The 20,080-nt window shown below is 40.4% G+C and carries 23 protein-coding genes; 6 read left to right on the forward strand and 17 right to left on the reverse strand.

Going from position 1 to position 20,080, the window contains the following annotated elements:
• Positions 1-53: 53 nt before the first annotated feature.
• The gene (locus A0O21_RS05325; protein WP_067062406.1) at positions 54-686 is read right to left on the reverse strand and encodes an MBL fold metallo-hydrolase; all 633 of its coding nucleotides are present in this window, start codon (positions 684-686) and stop codon (positions 54-56) included.
• Positions 687-708: 22 nt separating this feature from the next.
• Entirely contained in the window at positions 709-1,410 is a 702-nt protein-coding gene (locus A0O21_RS05330) for a DsbA family oxidoreductase (protein ID WP_067062408.1), read from the reverse strand.
• Between the two features lie 102 nt (positions 1,411-1,512).
• Between A0O21_RS05330 and A0O21_RS05335 the strand changes: the two genes are divergently transcribed.
• Complete coding sequence (locus A0O21_RS05335; protein WP_067062411.1) at positions 1,513-2,124, forward strand: TetR/AcrR family transcriptional regulator; 612 nt, start codon at positions 1,513-1,515, stop codon at positions 2,122-2,124.
• On the opposite strand, the gene A0O21_RS05340 is transcribed toward A0O21_RS05335, so the two are convergent.
• Positions 2,091-2,447, reverse strand: coding sequence for a winged helix-turn-helix transcriptional regulator (locus A0O21_RS05340; protein WP_067062415.1), 357 nt, complete (start codon positions 2,445-2,447; stop codon positions 2,091-2,093). The genes A0O21_RS05335 and A0O21_RS05340 overlap by 34 nt on opposite strands.
• A 101-nt stretch (positions 2,448-2,548) precedes the next feature.
• Here A0O21_RS05340 and A0O21_RS11115 point away from each other — a divergent pair, with 101 nt between their 5' ends.
• From A0O21_RS11115 to A0O21_RS05350, 3 genes are read left to right on the forward strand one after another with little or no spacing between them, the layout of a single operon-like run.
• Positions 2,549-2,722, forward strand: a complete 174-nt coding sequence (locus A0O21_RS11115; RefSeq protein ID WP_335740063.1) for an oxidoreductase — start codon at positions 2,549-2,551, stop codon at positions 2,720-2,722.
• Complete coding sequence (locus A0O21_RS05345; RefSeq protein ID WP_335740064.1) at positions 2,716-3,735, forward strand: NADH-dependent flavin oxidoreductase; 1,020 nt, start codon at positions 2,716-2,718, stop codon at positions 3,733-3,735. The genes A0O21_RS11115 and A0O21_RS05345 overlap by 7 nt, the downstream gene beginning before the upstream one ends.
• 12 nt (positions 3,736-3,747) lie before the next feature.
• Positions 3,748-3,969 carry a DUF4649 family protein gene (locus A0O21_RS05350; protein ID WP_067062419.1) on the forward strand — a complete coding sequence of 74 codons (222 nt, stop codon included), beginning with the start codon at positions 3,748-3,750 and terminating at the stop codon, positions 3,967-3,969.
• A 407-nt stretch (positions 3,970-4,376) separates the two neighbouring features.
• Here the strand turns inward: A0O21_RS05350 and A0O21_RS11125 are convergent, their stop codons facing one another.
• Together A0O21_RS11125 and A0O21_RS05360 are read right to left on the reverse strand one after the other, a co-directional pair.
• Positions 4,377-4,736 carry an ACT domain-containing protein gene (locus tag A0O21_RS11125; RefSeq protein WP_082854418.1) on the reverse strand — a complete coding sequence of 120 codons (360 nt, stop codon included), beginning with the start codon at positions 4,734-4,736 and terminating at the stop codon, positions 4,377-4,379.
• The gene (locus A0O21_RS05360; RefSeq protein WP_067062425.1) at positions 4,618-5,673 is read right to left on the reverse strand and encodes an AraC family transcriptional regulator; all 1,056 of its coding nucleotides are present in this window, start codon (positions 5,671-5,673) and stop codon (positions 4,618-4,620) included. Before A0O21_RS05360 ends, A0O21_RS11125 begins: the two co-directional genes overlap by 119 nt.
• A 341-nt stretch (positions 5,674-6,014) precedes the next feature.
• On the opposite strand from A0O21_RS05360, the gene A0O21_RS05365 reads away from it, so the two are divergent.
• Positions 6,015-9,023, forward strand: a complete 3,009-nt coding sequence (locus A0O21_RS05365) for a glycosyl hydrolase (RefSeq protein WP_067062427.1) — start codon at positions 6,015-6,017, stop codon at positions 9,021-9,023.
• Positions 9,024-9,163: 140 nt separating this feature from the next.
• On the opposite strand, the gene A0O21_RS10875 is transcribed toward A0O21_RS05365, so the two are convergent.
• The 12 genes from A0O21_RS10875 to A0O21_RS05420 all read right to left on the reverse strand — a co-directional run bounded on the left by A0O21_RS10875 (position 9,164) and on the right by A0O21_RS05420 (position 19,052).
• The gene (locus A0O21_RS10875) at positions 9,164-9,301 is read right to left on the reverse strand and encodes a hypothetical protein (RefSeq protein WP_158511694.1); all 138 of its coding nucleotides are present in this window, start codon (positions 9,299-9,301) and stop codon (positions 9,164-9,166) included.
• Positions 9,302-9,313: 12 nt separating this feature from the next.
• Positions 9,314-9,961 carry a DsbA family oxidoreductase gene (locus A0O21_RS05370; protein ID WP_067062430.1) on the reverse strand — a complete coding sequence of 216 codons (648 nt, stop codon included), beginning with the start codon at positions 9,959-9,961 and terminating at the stop codon, positions 9,314-9,316.
• A gap of 119 nt (positions 9,962-10,080) precedes the next feature.
• Positions 10,081-11,001 (reverse strand): thioredoxin-disulfide reductase, encoded by a 921-nt coding sequence (trxB, locus tag A0O21_RS05375; RefSeq protein WP_067062440.1) that lies wholly within the window; start codon positions 10,999-11,001, stop codon positions 10,081-10,083.
• Between the two features lie 10 nt (positions 11,002-11,011).
• On the reverse strand, positions 11,012-11,323 hold the full coding sequence (gene trxA, locus A0O21_RS05380) for a thioredoxin (RefSeq protein WP_099092216.1): 312 nt from the start codon (positions 11,321-11,323) through the stop codon (positions 11,012-11,014).
• A gap of 141 nt (positions 11,324-11,464) precedes the next feature.
• The gene (locus A0O21_RS05385) at positions 11,465-12,115 is read right to left on the reverse strand and encodes an ArsR/SmtB family transcription factor (RefSeq protein ID WP_067062447.1); all 651 of its coding nucleotides are present in this window, start codon (positions 12,113-12,115) and stop codon (positions 11,465-11,467) included.
• A 383-nt stretch (positions 12,116-12,498) separates the two neighbouring features.
• Positions 12,499-13,125: an endonuclease III gene (nth, locus tag A0O21_RS05390; protein WP_067062453.1), complete on the reverse strand. Its 627-nt coding sequence runs from the start codon at positions 13,123-13,125 to the stop codon at positions 12,499-12,501.
• 343 nt (positions 13,126-13,468) lie between these two features.
• Entirely contained in the window at positions 13,469-14,077 is a 609-nt protein-coding gene (locus A0O21_RS05395; RefSeq protein ID WP_067062455.1) for a DUF1349 domain-containing protein, read from the reverse strand.
• 157 nt (positions 14,078-14,234) lie between these two features.
• Positions 14,235-14,459, reverse strand: coding sequence for a DUF4649 family protein (locus A0O21_RS05400; protein WP_067062458.1), 225 nt, complete (start codon positions 14,457-14,459; stop codon positions 14,235-14,237).
• 427 nt (positions 14,460-14,886) lie between these two features.
• Positions 14,887-15,177, reverse strand: a complete 291-nt coding sequence (locus tag A0O21_RS05405; RefSeq protein WP_067062459.1) for a hypothetical protein — start codon at positions 15,175-15,177, stop codon at positions 14,887-14,889.
• Positions 15,178-15,462: 285 nt separating this feature from the next.
• The gene (locus A0O21_RS05410; protein ID WP_067062461.1) at positions 15,463-16,938 is read right to left on the reverse strand and encodes a glycoside hydrolase family 1 protein; all 1,476 of its coding nucleotides are present in this window, start codon (positions 16,936-16,938) and stop codon (positions 15,463-15,465) included.
• Between the two features lie 342 nt (positions 16,939-17,280).
• Positions 17,281-18,138, reverse strand: a complete 858-nt coding sequence (locus tag A0O21_RS05415; RefSeq protein WP_067062464.1) for an aldo/keto reductase — start codon at positions 18,136-18,138, stop codon at positions 17,281-17,283.
• 62 nt (positions 18,139-18,200) lie between these two features.
• Positions 18,201-19,052: an aldo/keto reductase gene (locus A0O21_RS05420; RefSeq protein ID WP_067062467.1), complete on the reverse strand. Its 852-nt coding sequence runs from the start codon at positions 19,050-19,052 to the stop codon at positions 18,201-18,203.
• A gap of 104 nt (positions 19,053-19,156) precedes the next feature.
• Between A0O21_RS05420 and A0O21_RS05425 the strand changes: the two genes are divergently transcribed.
• Positions 19,157-20,011, forward strand: coding sequence for a LysR family transcriptional regulator (locus A0O21_RS05425; RefSeq protein WP_067062471.1), 855 nt, complete (start codon positions 19,157-19,159; stop codon positions 20,009-20,011).
• The last annotated feature ends 69 nt before the right edge of the window (positions 20,012-20,080 follow it).

Below are 20,080 nucleotides of genomic sequence, written 5' to 3' on the forward strand. Positions count from 1 at the left end.
GATAAGACTATTATAATGCAAACGCTGACAAAAATACAGTTCTTCCCTGCGCTTTATTTTGCAAAGAAAATATTTTTGCTTTTTAAAGCAGCAACTGTCAGTGGCTCAGAATGACCTGAATAGATGAGCACAGACCCGCCATAAGAAAAAATAACATTCTGTATACTCTTCTTTAATTCTAATAGGTCCCCTCCTGGGAAATGCGTCAATCCTAGCCCTCCTTGATAGATGGTATCACCTGCAATCAGTGCTTTATCCCTAGCAGCATAAAAACTAACTGAATCTGGTGAATGGCCTGGTGTATGTCTAATATCAAGATAAAACTGCGGATTGTTTTTTAATAGTATACGGTCAGAACCAAAAGGAAGGACATTTTGAACGACTCTGTCTCCAACACATTGACGGGATAGATTAAAATAAGGATCCAGAAGATAGCTCTGTGCTTTTGGATCTGCATAGGCATTAATCCCCAGTTTTTCTCTTAAAAAATCTACAGCTCCAGTATGATCAAAGTGCCCATGTGTCAGCAGTATCTTTTCAATCTGCCACTGCTGCTGCTCAATGACCTGCAGAAGCAGTTCGCCTTGTGCTCCCGGATCAATGATAAAACCTGACTGACTGATTTCATCAATAACAAAATAGGTATTGACGGTGAAAAAATCAGAGACGGAAATTTTTTGAATCATAAGACTAACTCTCTTTTAAGCACTAAATACGGCAACCTTCTGGTCCGCATGATAAGTTGTCATCAGATTCGGATTCTGAAAGCTCTTCGAGATAAGCTTGACGCAGAGCTGTTTCAAAACTTTCCTGCGATTGTGCTCCGGCAACAGCATAACGATCATCAATGACAAAATAAGGTACTCCAGAGATTCCCAATTGTCTCGCCTCTTCTTGGTCAGCAAGAACTTGCTCCTTAAAACGCTCCCCTTCTAAAAATGTTTCTACAGTTTCCTGATCGAGACCAACTTGCACAGCAGCTGCTAAAAGAACTTCATGATCAGCTAGTTCTTTATTATCAGCAAAATAGGCTTGGAAAAGTGCTGACTTCAGTTCCTCTACCTGCTCTTTGCTGCCAGTTTCCTGAACAAGCTTTGTTAAACGGTGAGCATCCATTGTATTTGTAAATAAAGTAGAGAGATAATTAAAGCTCAAGCCTTCCTGTCTGCCTAAGGCAGAAATCTGCTCGATTCGCTGACTTGCTTGCTCATAAGAAATACCATATTTTTGAGCAAAACGCTTTTGAGTAGGTCCAACTGATTGCACAGGTGCATAAGGATCCAGCTGGAATGCTTTCATCTCAAAGCTCACAATATTCTCCAGTCCCAGCTTGTTAATCGCTTTTTTTAAGCGTGTTTCGCCGATATAGCAATACGGGCAAGCATAATCAGACCAATACGTAATTTTCATAAGAATCAATCCTCCCAGTAATAGAACGTGTTCTATTTCTTTTTCTTGCTATTATAGAACATGTTCGATATAATGTCAATAAAAAATATCAAGGAGAAAATAATGCCTGCTGGACGACCTTCGAAGCAAACAAACAAGAAAAATAAGGACAGCCGTTCACATCTGGTTGCAGCTGCTTTAGAACTGATTAAAAAGGGAGAACCCCTTAATGTTCGTACTGTCTGCAGTCGATCCGGCTTGTCAACTGGAACTTTCTACTATTATTTTCAGGACAAAGATGACTTACTGGGCTACTGTCTTACCCAGTCTCTTACCAGCAGACCAGTCGAATTCCGTAATGATCACCCTCTAAGTCAACAAATTTTCACTGTTTATTTGCCCTTACTGCAGCAATATCAAGATTTAGGCAAACCAGTTATGCGGCAGTTTTATACAGGGAGCAACAGTTCATTGGCGCGCTATATGGGAGAAACAAAGGGACAGTTTTTAGAAGGGACAGTCATGTTTGATTCTCAAGAGCTCATAAAAAAAGCAATCCAAACCGGAATGCTGAGCGAAACAACAGATAGCTATAAATTAAGTGCAGACATCTGTATTTTAATCAAAGGCAGCGTTTTCGACTGGTGCTTGTCTGATTATAAAGATACGATTATCCCCACAGCTAAACGTTTACTGAAAAACTATTTAACCGCTTTTTCTTCCCAATCGGTATAAGTACGCCCCCATTGACAAATTTGCCGAAGTAAGGGAATGAGTTCTTCTCCTACCTCCGACAGACTGTATTCAACTTTTGGGGGAACCTGAGCATACTCTTGACGGATAATCAATCCGTCTTTTTCTAATTCTTTCAGCCGGCTTGAAAGCATCTTATGGGTAACTGTCCCAAGTGCTTTTTTTATTTCGCCGTAGCGCATGACGCCATATTCTGACAGCCAAAAAAGGATATGCATTTTCCATCTGCCGCTAATAAGTGATAAAGCACGGTTAAAAGGGCCCATATTGATATTTTTTTCAATAGCTTCATTGTTTTTTAACATAACACTCTCCTTTATGATAGTATCTACCTTTTTTGTGCGTTCTTGTCAAAAAGATAGGTATGCTTTAAAATTAAGATATCAAAAATAGAAGGAGAAAGCAAATGCCTCAATATGATTTTTTACAGACCTATACTTTAAAAAACGGAGCAACCCTCAAAAACCGTGTAGCTATGGCACCTATGACAACAAAGTCCAGTTATTATAATGGTGCACTCACTGACGATGAGATTCGCTATTATAGCATGCGCAGCGGCGCGGCGGGGTCGGCATGCTGATTACGGGAGCCTTCAGTGTTCATCCTTTAGGAAAGGGTTTTGAAGGCGGTCCGGCAGTTTGGAATGATGCATACCTTTCTCAGCTACAGCGTCTGGCCAGTGCGATTAAAATCAATGGCACTAAAGCCATTATACAGCTCTTTCATGCCGGACGAAAATCTACTACAGCCATCTTAAGAGGGGAGCAGCCGGTTTCTGCTTCTGCTGTTGCTGCTGAATGGCCTCCAAATTCTGAAGAACCTCGGCCGCTATCTGAAAATGAAATTGACGAAATTATTCAGGATTTTGCTAAAGCAACAAGACGAGCCATCCAAGCTGGTTTTGACGGTGTGGAAATCCACGGGGCCAATACTTATCTTATTCAGCAATTCTTTTCTCCGCACTCCAACCGCCGGACAGACAGCTGGGGCGGCAGCCGCAGAGAGCGGATGCGCTTTGCTAAAGAAATATTAAAGGCAGTTAAAACTGTTATTTCAGAATATGCAAAAACAGATTTTATTCTTGGCTACCGTTTGTCTCCAGAAGAACTGGAAACTCCAGGAATTCGTTTAGAAGACAGTCTTGATTTTGTGGAACACATTCAAAAGGATATCGATTATCTTCACCTCTCCATCGGAAGCTATAACCGTACCAGTTTAAATAATAAGAACGATACTGTACCCTTAGTCAGCCATTTTAAAAAAGTGCTTAATCCGTCTGTGCCTCTCATTACAGTTGGCACAATCAAATCCCCTGCAGATGCCCAAGCCGCTATGGCATTAGGAGCAGATTTTATTGCACTAGGCCGTTCTTTAATCAATGAACCCAAATGGGTGCAAAAAGTTGAAACAAACAGTGAAAAATCAATCCGTTATCAATTAAACCCTGTAGATATGGACGATTTAGCTATCCCTGCCGGAATGCAGGACTACCTTCTAACGACCTATAAAGACGCCATTGACTTTACCACTAATACTGTTAAACAGGAATTCGGTCAACAAATGGCTCCCATGGAAGGCTATAAAAAACAGTAAAAGAGGGTAATTATGATTGATATTTATTATTTAGATGACTATAAGTTAAAACACCATCTGCATTATAATAGTGAAGATTTATTTGTACAAGAGATGGTTGCCATGTGGCCGCCCTTTCAGGATCATTTCAAAGTGACCAAAGTTCTTTATCAAAATCAAGAAATCTCCTATCACGGACAGTTAGGCAATTTGTATCATTTTATGCTGCCGTTTTTAAAAAATAAGCAAGGCTAAAACTTTTTAAGGCTAATTCTTAATACTTGAGGCAGCATATAAATTCAAAGAAAAAGATGCAATACTTGCTGCTGTTTAAACCGTTTTTGTGAAGATGCAGTCCGCGCAAAAATTGATGCCAAATTCTGTCAGCCAGATCAGGACGTGTCCTTTTTATGAAAGACGGCCGTCTGCAAGATGAACTGCAGTTAAGTAAAAATGACAGCAATAAGCTTCTTAAAATTCAAACAGCTATCAATAGATTGTAACTTCAGAAATGTAATCTCATTTTTTAAAAAAGTGACGATCGTCTTTCAAGAGCCTTTCACTTAACCATTCTGTAAAAAGAAGGGGCAGGACAACAATCAACAGACCGTAAGAAATCTGACTTGCCCTGCTCCTCTTTTTTTCATTGACAGGTCTCTAGCTTACACAAGATTATAACCTGCTTCTTTTAAAATCTTTTGGGCGTTTTCTGCCTCATCTGATTTAATAAGTATATAATCGGTCTTAAAAGTCGACAGCGCAGAAATACTGATGCCCTCATCTGCTAACAGTCCGGAAAGCCGTGATAAGACCTCAATCCTTTTTAGCAAAAGGAATGATAAAAAACACAGACAGTAAACCAAACCAAATATAACGACACAGACTGAACAAGATAAATGCCTTTTATTTAAAACGATTGCGGTAGTCTTTCGGTGTCTGCCGGAAAACTGACTTAAACACCTTGTCAAAATAGCTGCGGCTGCTAAATCCGGTTTTTCTAGCGATATCATCAATGCTGTCATCGCTTCCTCTGAGAAAATAACAGGCCTGATTAAGGCGGAATTCTTTGACAATATCAGTAAAACGATGATGGACATACTGTTTCAGAAAACGCATCATAGAACGTTCCGTATAGCCAAAGTGGGAAGCAAGATCCGACAAACTGATACGGTGGCTGTAATTCTCTTGAATAAAGCGCAAAATTTCCGATATATTGGGGGCACCAGCTGATTTTGACTTTATTTTAGCGTCCAGTTTATCTTGGTAAAGTCTAGTGAGATGCAATAACAGTGAAGTCATATAGGACACCATTATCATATCATAGTAGGGTTCTTTCAAGATGAACTCCTCAATAATACGGTAAAGACAGGCTATAACATTTTTATCTTTTAAGTGAAAAATTTCAAAATGGCTTTTAGAGGTGTTTGCATAGAGGGAATTCGTATAAAAGAAAGCCATAAAGTCTGTTTCCTTAAACAGATCCATGAAGTTTCCCATAATAAGCTCCCGTCTGATGAGGAGGTTAAAAATAATGCTCTTTTCATCGGGGATAATGAGCTTATGAACAGACTGAAGATTTAACAGACACAAATCACCAGCTTGAAGTGTGACTACTGTGCCGTTAATATCTGTTACTGCCGATCCTTGATAAACATAAACCATCTCAAAAAAATCATGACTATGATAAAGACTTTCCCGATAGTGTATTCCTTGCTTTTGATCTTCTTGATTAATCATTTCAAGTTTGATAGCTATATGAGTTCCGGATGTGAATTCAATGTCCTGATAAAGGGGAAGATAGACATCTGATGTATTAAAATACTTTAAAATAGCCTGTAGTTCTTTATTATCAGGATGAATTTCAAGATTAGTCAGGTAAGAATTAACATTATGCTTAGAAAGATAGGTGTTTGTTTTCTCAGCAACAACCATCTCATCAATAATCTGCGAATGAATCATATAGCCACAACTCCTTTATAAAAATTATAAAGCTTTTATGAGAAGCTGTCATTTTTTTACATAAATCTTGTCTGTTTTTTAGATAGCTTTTTAGGACGTATTCTTTTAAAATTGTAAGCGAATACAACTGTAGCAAACACGCCATAAAAGAGGAAATAAATATACCGTGTTTGCTTTGCTCTTTTGACGGGCTTTGTATCTTGTGAATTGAACACGCCCTAAGAGCTGTGCAAAAAAGATAGTCCTCCCTTGAGTCTTTAGTGACTCAGCAGTCAGGCTCCTATTTTTGCTTTGCTCTTTTGACGGGCTTTGTATCTTGTGATGTGATAAAGGAGATTATAATGAATTGGAAAAAAATACCTCAACTGTGGCTAATTGGTTTTACACTTCTCTTGTCTTTTCATATTGGGACGATTGAGACTGCAAACGCACAAAGCAAAGAGGAACTGACAGAAAACTTTCAAACACCGAGTGCAGACAACAAACCTTTAACGCGCTGGTGGGTTCCTGGGACACAGTTAACAAAGGAGGAAATAAAAAAAGAAATCGAATCTATGGCTAAAGCAGGCTATGGCGGTGCTGAGGTTGTCCCTGTCTCTACAGAAGGCGGAGATGGTGAAGGCAGTATTGACTGGGGTGATGATGCTTGGAAAGATTTAACATCATATATGTTAAAGATAGCTGGAGAAAACAATTTTACCATAGACTTTACAATGACGCCTGCTTGGCCGCTGGCTTTGCCAACAGTCACCGATATCAATGATCCTTCACAGGGAGCTCAGATGGAGCTGGATGGAGCGCATACTGATGGGATTACAAAGAAAAAACCTTTCAAAGGAGAACTTCCAACCTCAAAAGAGGTCAAAGAAGACCTAAAAGGAACTGACATCAAACCGACTCTAGTAGCTGTAACTGTTGCTAAATACTCAGATAAAAAGAAAAAAATACTTGATTTTGATTCTGTAGAAACACTGGATTTATCGAAGGATATTACACAGACCGATAAAGGTTACACCGCTTCTTTTACACCCAAGGATGATGGCGAATATGTCCTCTTTGCATGGTATCAGCACCCTTCAGCCAACACAAAATACGGTAACAACCAAATCGATCATTTCAGTAAAAGCGGGACGCAGCAAATTATTGATTATTGGGAAAATAATCTACTGCCTGCTTACGGTGAAGACACTGAAAACATTCGCTCACTCTTTATCGACTCTCTGGAGTTTGAAACGCATTTAGACTGGACTTACGGCGTTCTTGAGGGTTTTCAGGCAAAAAAGAACTATAATCTGGCTGCTTACCTTCCTGCGCTATACGATACAGATGCTGTTGGCAATTACATGGGAGAGCCTGAACCTGACTTCACTTTTAACAAAAATACTGAGGCAGTCAAAAATGATTTTAAAGCATACATGACAGAACTCTACATTACTAACCATATCCAGCCTTTAAAGGATTTTGCCCAAAAATACGGTTTAAGCCTGCGTTACCAAACATCTTATGGCAAAAATTTGGAGACGGCACAAACAGCCCTTTATCCGGATATTCCAGAAACAGAGACACTTTACGGCAGTGATTTTCTTGATTTTTATCGGCTGCAGGCGGGCGCTGTACATATTACTGGTAAAACAATTTATTCGATAGAATCAGCAGCTGAATGGACCGAGCAGTGGAATGACAAAGATTCTAAGACCGGAGAGTATAATACACGCGGAAACGGCCTGAAAAACTCCGGTAATTATGAGCAGACTTTCCAAAACCATATCTGGCATGATCAACGTGCTTTTGCTGCAGGGGTTAATCAAGTTGTTTTTCATGGCTACGCCTATAATGGTCAATACGATGGAGACGGCAGTGAAAACGGCTATAACAAAGATGTACAGTGGCCGGGATTTGATGGTTTTGGTCCTTCAAGCTGGTCTAATTCCTGGGGAGAACGGCAGCCGAATTGGATATATGCTGGGACTTACTTAGATTTTATTACACGCAATCAGTATGTCCTGCGTCAAGGTCAAGCTAAGGTAGACTTAGCTATCTATGACCACAGCTACTATGAAACAATCGATTTTATTGGTTCTAAAAAGATTTTTAACAGTAAGAAATTAGAACAAAATGGCTATAGCTACGATTTCTTGAGTCCTTCAGCCTTTGAACTTGACAATATGACTGTCAGCAACAAGCGTTTGGATGCCAGCGGAGCCTCCTACAAGGCTCTTATTCTTAACAATCAGAAAGAATTGACAAAAGCTGCAGCAGAAAAAATCTTAGCTTACGCCCGCGATGGTCTGCCAATTATCATTATTGGCGAAAAGGCCAATCGTTCAGCTTATTATAAGGACGGCAGCGTCAAGAAATTGATGGCAGATCTTCAAAAAGAAAAGAGTGTTGTTTCAGTTGATAAGATCGGCGATCTTGTATCCAGTCTTAAGGAAAACGATATTATAGCAGATGCCAGCTACTCAGCTAAATTATTAGCCAAGCACCGCAGCGAAGATAATATTGAATACTATTATCTTTATAATTACGGCGATAACGACAGCTTTCGCGATGTCGCTGAAACCAAACGGCTTCAAACTAAAGTAACTTTGCAAGGGCAAGGCCGTCCCTACCTTTTAAACGCTTGGACTGGACAAATTACTCCGATTGCCGAGTACAGCAAAAAAGAATCTTCCGTAACAGTCAGTGTTGATATAGCAGCTAATGATTCGATTATTATAGCTTTGCTTAAGGATGAAACTGCTAACCCAATCAGCAGTAAGAATGTAGAAGAGGTTGCTTACAACAGTAGCAACCAGCTGATTGTTAAGGGCAGCAAATCAGGTGAAGTCACTATAGATGGTCAAACCCAGACAGTCGAATTAGAAAAAGCCGAAAAATCTCAGAATCTGACTAAATGGGATTTGACTGTTGAGAGCTGGACAAAAGGAAAAACACCTTCAGAATCAGCTCTTACAACTATTAAAGTCGGAGAATTGGATAAACTTCAGTCTTGGGATAAGATCAAAAAACTCAAAGATGTATCGGGCGTTGGAACTTATAAAACGACGGTGACTTTGAATAAGGGCTGGGCCGAACATCAAGGAGCCGTCCTTGAATACGGACATATCAGAGATGCTTTTGAAATAAAGGTCAACGGCCAGACTGTGCAAACCAGTCAGACCGAAACTCAAGTTGATGTCGGTCCTTACTTAAAGTCTGGAGAAAATACAATTGAAATTACTGTAGCAACTTCTCTGCTTAACGCTATTTTAAAAGAAAATACAGATGATTTAAGAGATAGAGCTTCATATGGCTTGACAGAAACCATCACTCTTTCTCCTTACAGTTATCAGATAATCACGGAATAAAGAACTCAGGCCTGATTGGTGCTGCTAACCACAGACAGTGTTTTCCAAAGGATTTTTTGAGAACAGTTAAAAACCCCCTTATACTTTGAATATCATCATCAAAGTATAAGGGGGTTAACTATTTAAATAAGAAAAGACAGTTAGTTTTTCGATTCTTTATTGTCTTGTTCTTCTGTTAGTTTTGGCCCTGTTTCGATAAAACAGCCTTCTAATCCGCAGGTTAGACTGGCATCTTGCTGGCCGTACGATTCAAAAAGGTTTGGTTTTTTCTCTGTCATATATCAGTCTCCTTATTGCTTTTCTTCAGTCTGAATATGTTTCAAAGCAGCGAGCAGATAGTCAAAAGGCTGGGCGCCTGAAACAGCATACTGCTGATTAATAACAAAGAACGGTGCTCCTTGTACACCGGACTGCTGCGCTTGCAGAATATCTGCCATAACAGCCTTTTCGTAATCATTGCTGTTCAAAACGGCCTGCACTTCTTTAGTCGGTAAGCCTGTTTCAGCAACTGCATTTAGTAAAACTTCATAGTCTGCAATTGACCTTCCATCCTCAAAGTAAACTTTATAAAGACGGTTAATCAGCTGGCTGACAGCAGCTTTGTCTTTTTTGTCCTGAGTCCATTTAATCAAGCGGTGAGCAGCCATTGTATTTGTTGGCACCGCATTAGCTGTATCCATACTAAGCTTTTCTTCTGCAGCCATAGCTTCTATCTGCGACAGTTGCTGTTTAGCCTGCTCCTGGCTCATCCCATGGCTGGCAGCAAACTGTGTCAGCATTGTTTCATCTGTTTCTTGCGGTGCATAAGGATTAAGCTGGTAAGCTTTCATTTCTAAATTTTCGGGATCTAAACCAAGCTCTGCCATCGCCCGTTTCATACGTACTGACCCGATATAGCAAAATGGGCAGGCGATATCTGACCAATAAAAGATTTCCATATGTTTTCCTTTTTCTTTATAGTCCTTTTTTACAGCTCCTCAGCTGCTCTTAAAAATGGTACTTGCTGGATTTGCGTTTGGTATTAAATAGGCAGCAAGCGTCAAGCAGGCGGACACCATCAAAACTGGTAGATAAATTCTGCAGCATCAAGCGCTGCAACAGCCCCGCTGCCTGCTGACGTAACAGCTTGCTGATATTTGGGATCTTGCACATCCCCAGCCGCAAAAATACCAGCTCGGCTGGTTTTAGAACTGCCAGGCTGCGTTTTAATATAACCAGCACTGTCCAAGCGGATGTAATCTTTTACAAAATCGGTATTAGGCTGATGCCCAATAGCCACAAAGAGACCGCTTGCCTCAATTGTCTCCGTCTCCCCAGTCACAGCAGACTTAATATCCAGTCCAGTCATTCCTGTTTCGTTAGAATGAACCTTTTCTGGTAAGTAGCCAAGCTTCCAGTGAATTTTAGGATTGGCCTTAGCACGCTTAACCATGATATCCGATGCCCGCAGCTGTTCACGGCGGTGGACAAGGATTACTTTAGAAGCAAATTTTGTCAAAAATAAAGCCTCTTCCATGGCTACATCGCCGCCGCCAACAACAATGACTTTACGATTTTTATAGAAAAAACCATCACAAGTTGCACAAGCGCTGACGCCTTTGCCGATTGTTTCATTTTCACCATCAATCCCCAGATATTTAGCAGTGGATCCCGTTGCAAGAATAACAGTTCGAGCTTTTACCAGTTCGCCTGTATCTAAATGGAGGGTAAAAGGCGACACATCGCCTTCAATTTTTTCAACGCGGGCAAAAGTCATTTCCGTCCCAAATGATTGGGCTTGTCGGCTCATAGCTGCTACCAGCTCATTTCCATCAACCCCTTTTTCAAAACCGGGATAATTTTCCACTAAAGTGGTGGTCGTCAGCTGCCCGCCTTCAGCATAGCCTGTTATCAAACGATTTTTTAAACCAGATCGGCTGAGATAAATACCAGCAGTATAGCCTGCCGGACCAGACCCAATAATAACAGTATCGTACATAGCAGTCTCCTTATAATTGATTTGAAATTTTATCTGCAAGAAGCTGCTTAGATTGGACACCAACCGCAGTGTCAACTACCTGACCATCTTTGAATAAAATCATCGTCGGGATAGAGCGAATACCAAACTTGGCAGCAACTTCTTGTGATTCATCAACATCCACTTTTGCTATGCTTGCCTGACCTTCAAAATCTTCAGACAGCTCATCAACAATAGGTTCCAGCATACGGCAAGGAGGGCACCATGACGCACCAAAATCTACTAAGGTGACACCAGACTTAATTTCTGAAGCAAATGTTTCTGTTGTTAGTTGTTTTGTCATATCCATTCCTCCATCTATTCAATGATTTGATTGAATTCTACTCCCAAAAAAAGAGAAAGTCTAATCAACTATTTAATTGAATAATTAAATTATAGCATTTCCAAAGATAAAAGCAAGTTTTTTGCTCAAGATACTTGAGAATTAATACTCAGACCATTTCCAGTCAATATAACTGCTGTTAAGACTGTAGGCCCTATAGCCTAAATCCTGCAGTTCTTTAGCAGCCAGATTGGCGTTAGCACAGAAACGGCCGCGGCAGTACACAATAATTTCTTTTTCCATGGGTAATTGCGTTTTTTGGCTGCTGAAATCTGATATAGGCAAATTGACTGCTCTTGGGAGGTGACCGACTTGATACTCATCTTCTGGACGCAAATCAAGAAGCATAACATCCTGAGACTTTGATTTCATTAAAGCAGCAGATAAATCCAACAGCGGGATACCATCAGCTTGGTCGTGCTCAGTCTCAATTTGTTTAATTTCTGCCCTTTCCTCTTGCCCGATATCACGCAGCAGCAGGACTAACTGAGCTACAGCATCAGAAGATAGAGCATAGATGATAAAGTTTCCTGAGCGCTGCGTTTTGACTAGGCAGGTTTCTTTTAAAATTTGCAGATGTCGTGATGTATTGGCAACACTCATCCCCGTTTCATTAGCAATAACCTCCACTGTTTTTGGGGCATGCATCAATAGACTTAGAATTTCAATACGCTTCTCATTGCTAAGCCCTTTTCCCATTTTAGCTAATTCTCCATAAAGGCTGTTTTTATAGTGTGAAACACGATCTTCCATATTCATCCTCCTTCTACCATTCAATTAAATAGTAAAATTCTTAATAGGAAAAGTCAACTATTTCATCTTGAAATTCCCATCTAATCTTAAAGTACAGCCTTCTGCTTATAACTAAAAAAGCTTGGAGTTTTTAGGCTCCAAACATACTGTGTATTGCTTTACGAAATAAAATACAAACTGCTTTCGTGCAGTCCTTGATACTAACACCTTTATTCCAACTGTCTGTTAGGATGGGCTTAACAAAAGCAAGCCAGGGTTTGAATAAAGACAATCCTCAGTAAAAAGCTGATAAAAAGATAGCCTCGTTTTTTGGTTCTGCTGATGACGGATTCCAAAAAGCATTATTTTAGGTCTAAACCAAACCAGACTGCTTTTTTGTCTCTTTAATCAAACTGGTAAAGCTGAGGATACTGATCGCACTTGGGATTTTTTGGATGACAGATGTTACGGCCAAAAAGAATCATGGCCTGATGGGCAGGAAGCCATAGTTCAGGCGGCAAAACATCTGTCACGCGCTTTTCAATTTCTAAGGGCGTAGCCGACTGCCTGACAATCTTATGGTGCTTGCAGATTCTGGAAACATGAGTATCTACTGCAAAAGCCGGGATACCAAAACCTACTGATAAAACGACATTAGCAGTTTTCCGGCCAATACCGGGTAAACTTTCCAGCTCTAATCTGGTCTTGGGAACCTGTCCGTCGAAACGCTCTAAAAGCTGAACGGACAGTTCATGCATAAATCTGGCCTTATTGCGGTACAGCCCCAGTTTAGAAATATACGGTTCAATGTCAGCTGGTCTGGTTTCGGCTGCTTCTTTAGGGCTTGGAAAACGCTCAAAAAGAGCCGGAGTCGCCTTATTGACTGCAGCATCTGTTGTCTGAGCCGACAGCATTACTGCTATCAAGAGCTCGTAGTGATTGCGGAAATCCAAACTGGGCTTGGCGTCTGGAAAAAGGGCAATAATCTCTTCGATGACATGACGCGCTCTTTTCTTGGATAACAAATCCATATGTCCCCTCCGGTTAATGATATCTTATTATACCAAAATACTCTGATTTTGGCAGATTTAAATGATATGCTCTCTCAATTAACGATATGCAGGAAAATGAGGATTTTTTGCATTATTTACCAATGCAAAAAGGCAAGGATACAAACTCCAAATCTGTCAAAGCCTAAAAGCCAACTAGTGAGGACGATTGATTTTTTTGAAGAAGAAAACAGTCTTTCAATTCATTTCCTAGATTAGTCAATTCTAGGAGAAGTTAATCGTACCTTAACCATAATTTAAAACAACTCGGAAAATTGAGACGATCAACTTAACAGAACTCTAACAGTAATGATAGATCTTACTCTTAGTCCGGCTGCTGGCCATCATGAGCCTGCCATTTGCAGTCAGTCAGCTCCATGTTTGTGAAATAGGCTGTGAATGAAGAGTTCTCAGGCGAACAAGCATAAAGACCGAAACGGATTGTTCCGCTTCCTTTATGTAAATGGCAGACTCTCATCTGCCGGAAAACAAGACCGTCATCCGAACACTCAATGCAGTAATCGCTCTCTCTGCGGCTCAGCCTGTACCACATCGATTTCACTGAACTGTCAATTTCAGTGCTGGCCCAGTCAGAATAACCCAAATTTGTCACAACACTTCCTAAATGCTGAAAATCAGCATTCTCATATTCAACTGAACCTTTCAACCAATTCTCAGCATCCAGATAAAGGACAATTCCGCACTGATCAAAACGTGTATGACTGCTGGAAAAATCTGTTTTTACTGTAAACGAAAAAAAGGGCTCATTGCTTTCCATCTGCAAAACAGGGGCATTGTCATTAACAAAATGATAGTAAGTTTTTTGCCATAAATCCGTATGAGGTGCGGTCGTGATAGAGATGCAGTCATCCGCAATTGAAAATTCTTCAGGCTGACGCGTCCACTTTAAATCCTGACTGTTAAATGCTTTCATTGCACTATTCTCCTTTTTCATCTTTTTTACATTTTATCATAAAAAATCATAAGCTTCTGCTAAAAAACAAAGCCCTCAGAAACTTTGATCTGAGGGCTCTATTGCCTTTTAATCCAACTTTTCAGGAAACTATCGGCTGATTCTCCAAAAGACTTATTTAAACATCATCCTGCGGCAGGTTTTGCTGCTGCAAATAAAAGAAGATATCGCCATAAGTGCCTGAATAGTTTAAATCCTGACCTTTGTAAGTCAATTTTACAATCTTATAGTAGTCTGCGATTTCTGTTGAGTTCGTCTGCTGTGACTGTTTAAACTCCTCATATGACGGATAGGAAACCGTCCTTTCCTGATTAGCTGCATCTAAATACATTATTTCAATCATTGAAATCCTCAATTCTATTAAGCTTTTAGCTTAAGGGGGTTACACCATTCTATCATACCTGCAAGAAAAAGCCAGTTAAACGACTTATGACTTAAATATGCAAAAGTTATGCAGGAAATGTGCGAAAGGCAGTCAATCATAAAGCTGCAGTTTTACAGTTCCCCTTTCAAACGGCATAGCTGTAGTCTTACACAATCAAGAACTGTCCTGAAATAAGTCAGTAAGGTTCTCCTGATTAGGCCTTCTGCTGGTTTTTTATAAAATTTAATAATAAAGAAAATTTGCTCAGACGCTTCAAAACGATATTTTTTATGTAATAAGCTGTTCAAAGCAACTAAAATAGGATATCATAGCTTAAGAATATCTGGCTTTCCCATCCTGAAAGTAAGGATAAGTGCGCAGAATTTTTATTTCTTAACTAGTTTTTTTATTTGTTTTTGCAGTAAGTTTCCCCAATGCCGGAAAAACAAAATAGTTGCTCTTCTAATCTATAATTATTTTTAGTTTCTTTTGGTAGTTTTTGATTTTGGTTAGCTCTTGAACGTCTTGAGCTGTTTAAACGCCTTTTAGAGTATGTTATATCTGTTGGCAGCCCTGCCATCAACCAAATAATGTTAGTTTGGACTGTGGCCAGCGTTAGCAGCTGGGGCAAAGAGCATTTGAATTTGACGGCGGCTGTATTTACTTTAGCTATAATTCCTCTTTCCTTGCTTATCATCTGCTTTGCCTTCCCTTGGGACTAAATAGCTAAGCTGAAAGTTCAGTTATCAGACACTCAGGAAGGAAAAATTATGGGCGGATTTACTTTTTAGTGGTTTTTCTATTTAGTTTCCCTTGGTTTCAGCAATACAAGCTAAGCTGCTAATTTCATTTATCGATATTTTAGGTTGTCTATTATTTCTGTTTTTATATGCTGTTTTACCGCTTATCTTATGCCCTCAGGCACAAAACAACACCCCTATTTCCTATGAGCAGGAAATAGGGGTGTAATTGTTTAGGCTTATCAGCCTAAATCTGCACCATTTGATTGGCAGACTTTTTGATACCAATAGAAGGAATCTTTGCGGCTGCGGGAAAAATCGCCTGTTCCATCATCATGCCGGTCAACATAGATAAAGCCGTAACGCTTAGCATACTGGCCGGTACCTGCAGAAACCAAATCAATCGGTCCCCAGGTGGTGTAGCCAATCAGAGGGACACCATCTTCAACAGCCTCATCCATCGCTTTGATGTGCTCTTTGAAATAGGCGATGCGGTAGTCATCATGAATGCTGCCGTCTGCTTCTACCTGATCAAAAGCGCCAAAGCCGTTTTCAACAACCATCAGAGGCGTATCCGGATAGCGGTCATGCAGAAGATTAAGCGTGTAACGAAGACCGTCAGGATCAATCTGCCAGCCCCAGTCAGAAGCTTTCAGATAAGGGTTTTTTGCCCCCATAGACATATTCCCGCCAATTTTTTCGGCAGACTCATCAACTGTGATACAGTTGGTCATATAATAAGAGAAAGTGTAGAAATCAACAGTGCCTTCTTTAAGAATCTCTTTATCTGCTTCAGTGATATAAGAGACATCAATCTGATTTTCCTTAAAGTAACGGAAAGCAAAATCAGGGTAAGCACCGCGCACCTGCACATCACCGCATAAATCGTTAGAAATATGCATATTTCTTTGATTTTCCAAAATATCCTTTGGATTAGGTGTCAGCGGGTATGTTGTTATATGGGCAATCATATTGCCGATTTTAAAGTCTGGATTGATTTCATGGCCTGCCTGAACAGCTAAAGCTGAAGCCACAAATTGATTATGGAGGGCTTCAAAGCGCATTTGCGGATTGTCTTTCAAGTCAGACAGAGGAATCGGCGTTTCAGAGTTGATATCTTCATCCTGCATTAAACCAAGGCCGTATAAATTACCTAAGCCGCTGTGGCCCCCGCCCATTAAAGGAATATTGATTTCGTTGAAAGTCAGCCAATACTTCACTTTGTCTTTATAACGCTCAAAACAGGTCCTTGCATACTTGGTAAACAGGTCAATCGTTTGTCGGCTGTAGAAACCGTGATACTGGGTTACAATATTCCAAGGAATCTCATAGTGGCAGAGTGTCACAAGAGGTTCAATGCCGTGTTTGTGGCATTCATCAAAAACCTTATCATAAAAAGCCAGTCCCGCTTCATTAGGTTCAGCATCGTCACCATTTGGGAAAATCCGGCCCCAGTTAATCGATAAGCGGAAAACACCCCAGCCCATTTCCGCAAACATGGCAATATCTTCTTTATAGTGATGATAAAAGTCAATCGCCTCGTGTGATGGGTAAAAGGCATTGGGATCCGTTTTAGGAAGGAAAGTTCTTGGCGTATCCACATCACCACCCAGCAGCATATCTGGTACAGACAGACCTTTGCCGTCTTCTAAATAGGCTCCTTCACACTGGTTGGCAGCAGTTGCTCCGCCCCACAAAAAGTCTTTAGGAAATGTCATCTTAGTTACCTCCGATTGTTTCTATGCCTATCATACCACTTTTAGGCCGATCTTACCAGAAAAAATGGAAGCCTTTTCATTTTTCTTATCTAAAAACGATTTTAAGATTTGTGCTGCACAGAATGGGTACCTTGCTTTATGGTTCAAACCAAACGATCTAAGTATTTTTGAATATATTATGTATAAATATAATAATAGTTTATACAGTTAAACCTTTAAATGTTTCTAAAGCATTATCGTCCTGACTCTATATTTCAATCAAAAAAGAGAAAATGGATTGCTTTTTGAAATGAAGAGTTTTCATTTAGGCTAATCCAAATTCTCATTTTTTATATTTATAGCTTAATCATCCGCATGGATATCATAGTTAGATAAGAGGTAGTCTTCCACACCCGGTGCGTCCGGATCGTGTGAGCCCTTGCCGGTGTCTAAGGCTCGCAGGTCTTCTAATTCAGATGGCGTCAGTTCAAAGCCGAAAATATCCAGATTGGACTTGATACGCTCTGATTTAGTCGATTTAGGCAGCACAACGATTCCTTCTTGATTTTCAAAACGCAGGATGATCTGGCCGACATCTTTACCGTATTTTTCAGCCAGCTTCACAATTACCGGATCGGACAGCAGTTCCTTATTGCCCTGACCAAGCGGACCCCAAGCTTCGACAACAACCTTATCTTTAGCTAAAAGATCGCGCAGTTCTTTTTGCTGCGAATAAGGGTGGAGTTCAACTTGATTGACTGCAGGCATAGTATTGAATTTCGGAACATAGCGCTGCCAGAGTTTAGGTGTCATATTAGAAACCCCGATGGATTTGATTTTACCTGCTGCCTGTGCCTCTTCCAGAGCTTTCCAAGCCTGTTCAACTTCTCCGTAAGGCTGATGCAGCAATAGTAAGTCAATGTCATCCAATCCCAGTTTTTCTAACGAACGGTCAATGCCTTTAACCGCAGAATCATAGGCATAATCCTGCAGCCACAACTTGGTTGTCACATAAATGTCTTTTCTGGGGATACCGCTGTCGGCGATAGCCTGGCCGACCTCAGCCTCATTAAAATAGGCCTGAGCTGTATCAATATGCCTATATCCTGCTGCTAAAGCTTCCTTCACAGCCGTATAGGTTGAGCCATCTGCGGGAATCAGAAAAACCCCAAAACCGACAGCAGGGATAGTGTGCCCATCATTTAAGACTATATTTTGCATTTCTTACCCTCTTTTCTTGTTTAAAAATAAATAGCAATAATCACAAACAGCAAATTGCTGCATTAATCATGGATTTTGACAGAGTGGAGCATTTTGATAACTGCCGGATCATAGTGATTAATAATCTCACTGTGTCCCATATCAAGCCTTGCAATTTCGGCATGATCCTCTTCCGAAAGAGTGAAGTCAAACACATCGATATTAGCTTGGATACGATCTTTATGAACAGATTTTGGCAGAACGATTACTCCTCGGTCCAAATTCCAACGCAGAGCGACCTGAGCAGCAGTTTTCCCATATTTTTCCCCGATTGCTGCCAAAACAGGGTGATTAAAAATATCGAATTTTCCTTCAGCAAAAGGACCCCAGGCTTCAAGAGCAAGGCCGTATTCTTTGGCAACGGCTAAGTCTTCATCGCGCTGAAAGAAGGGGTGAATTTCAATTTGATTGACAGCTGGCATAATAGCAACAGTTTCACAGAAATCCACTAAACGTTCCGGATAAAAATTCGAAACACCGATTGCTTTAATTTTTCCTTCCCGATAAGCTTCTTCCAAAGCCCGCCAAGCTCCAAGATAATCGCCGACAGCCTGATGGAGCAAGTACATGTCAATATAATCAAGCCCAAGCTGATTTAAAGATGTCTGAATCGCTTTTTTGGCGTTTTCGTAGCCAAAATCCTGAACCCATAGTTTACTGGTCACAAAAATATCTTCCCGGGGAATGCCTGATTTGCGGACAGCTTTGCCGACCGCAGACTCATTCATGTAAGCTGCAGCCGTATCAATATGGCGATAACCTGCTGCAAGAGCAGCTGCCACAGCCTCCTCACATTGACTGAGATCAGGTACTTGAAAAACCCCAAAACCGATTTGCGGAATAGTAAAGCCGTTATTTAAGGTTACTGTTGTCATATTTTCCTCCTCCTTTTTCTTTTACCTTACTCCATTTCCTCTGAAAAGTACACTACTTTTTGCTTATTATGGTATAATTAAGGCTAATAGCAGGAGGAAAAACCATGATTGACGGCTATTTACTGGAACAGCTTTTATCTTTTTACCGGACGGGAACTTTATCGGCTGCAGCGGAAGAACTGCACATCTCACAGCCTGCCCTCAGCCAGTCGATGAAAAAAATCGAGTCAATGATAGGTGTCCCGCTATTTAACCGTTCTCAAAACAAGACAAGCTTTAATGAAAACGGCCTACTGCTTATTGACTATGCCCAAAAAATTACAGAACTGCAGGAAGAAATGCTAGAGGCTGTACGCCATCAGGCAAAACATTCTTCAAAACTGCATTTGGCTTCTATCGCACCGGCACCGCGCGATGCTGTTTTAGAACAAGCGGCAGCCTTCCAACTGGAGATTACAAGTGAGCTGCTGACAGATGAAAAGCAGATGATAACTGATTTGCTTAATGATAAGTATGACTTGGCTATTGCAAGCCATATTCCTGTTAATAATCTGCTTGCTGCTGTCCCTTTCTTTGACGAAACTCTCTATATCCAAGTTCCGATTGAACATCCTCTTGCAAAATATGATGCGGTAACTTTTGCCGACTTAGCCGGGCAAAATATTCTTATTCTTATGGATATAGGTTTTTGGATGGATTTGGTGAAAACAGAAATACCCAGTGCTAACTTTCTTTATATGGATGACAATCAGGCTTTTACAGAAATTGCCTCAGAAGGAGAGTTTCCCCATTTTATCACAGACATTACAGATTTAAGCCGGGCAGCCGAACATAAAAAAATTATTCCTATTCACGAAGATAAAGCGAAAGCGACTTTTTACTTTGTATTTAAAAAAGAAAATCGTCTCAAATGGGATAAGTTGATTGAACGCTGCCGTTTAGCTTCAAATCAGAATTAAAAAACTGTCAATCTGATAAAGACGCTTGTCAGGTGAGACAGCAAAAGACAGCTCCTGCCTGACTCATTT

It is taken from the genome of Streptococcus pantholopis, assembly GCF_001642085.1.
Classification (GTDB): Bacteria; Bacillota; Bacilli; order Lactobacillales; family Streptococcaceae; genus Streptococcus; species Streptococcus pantholopis.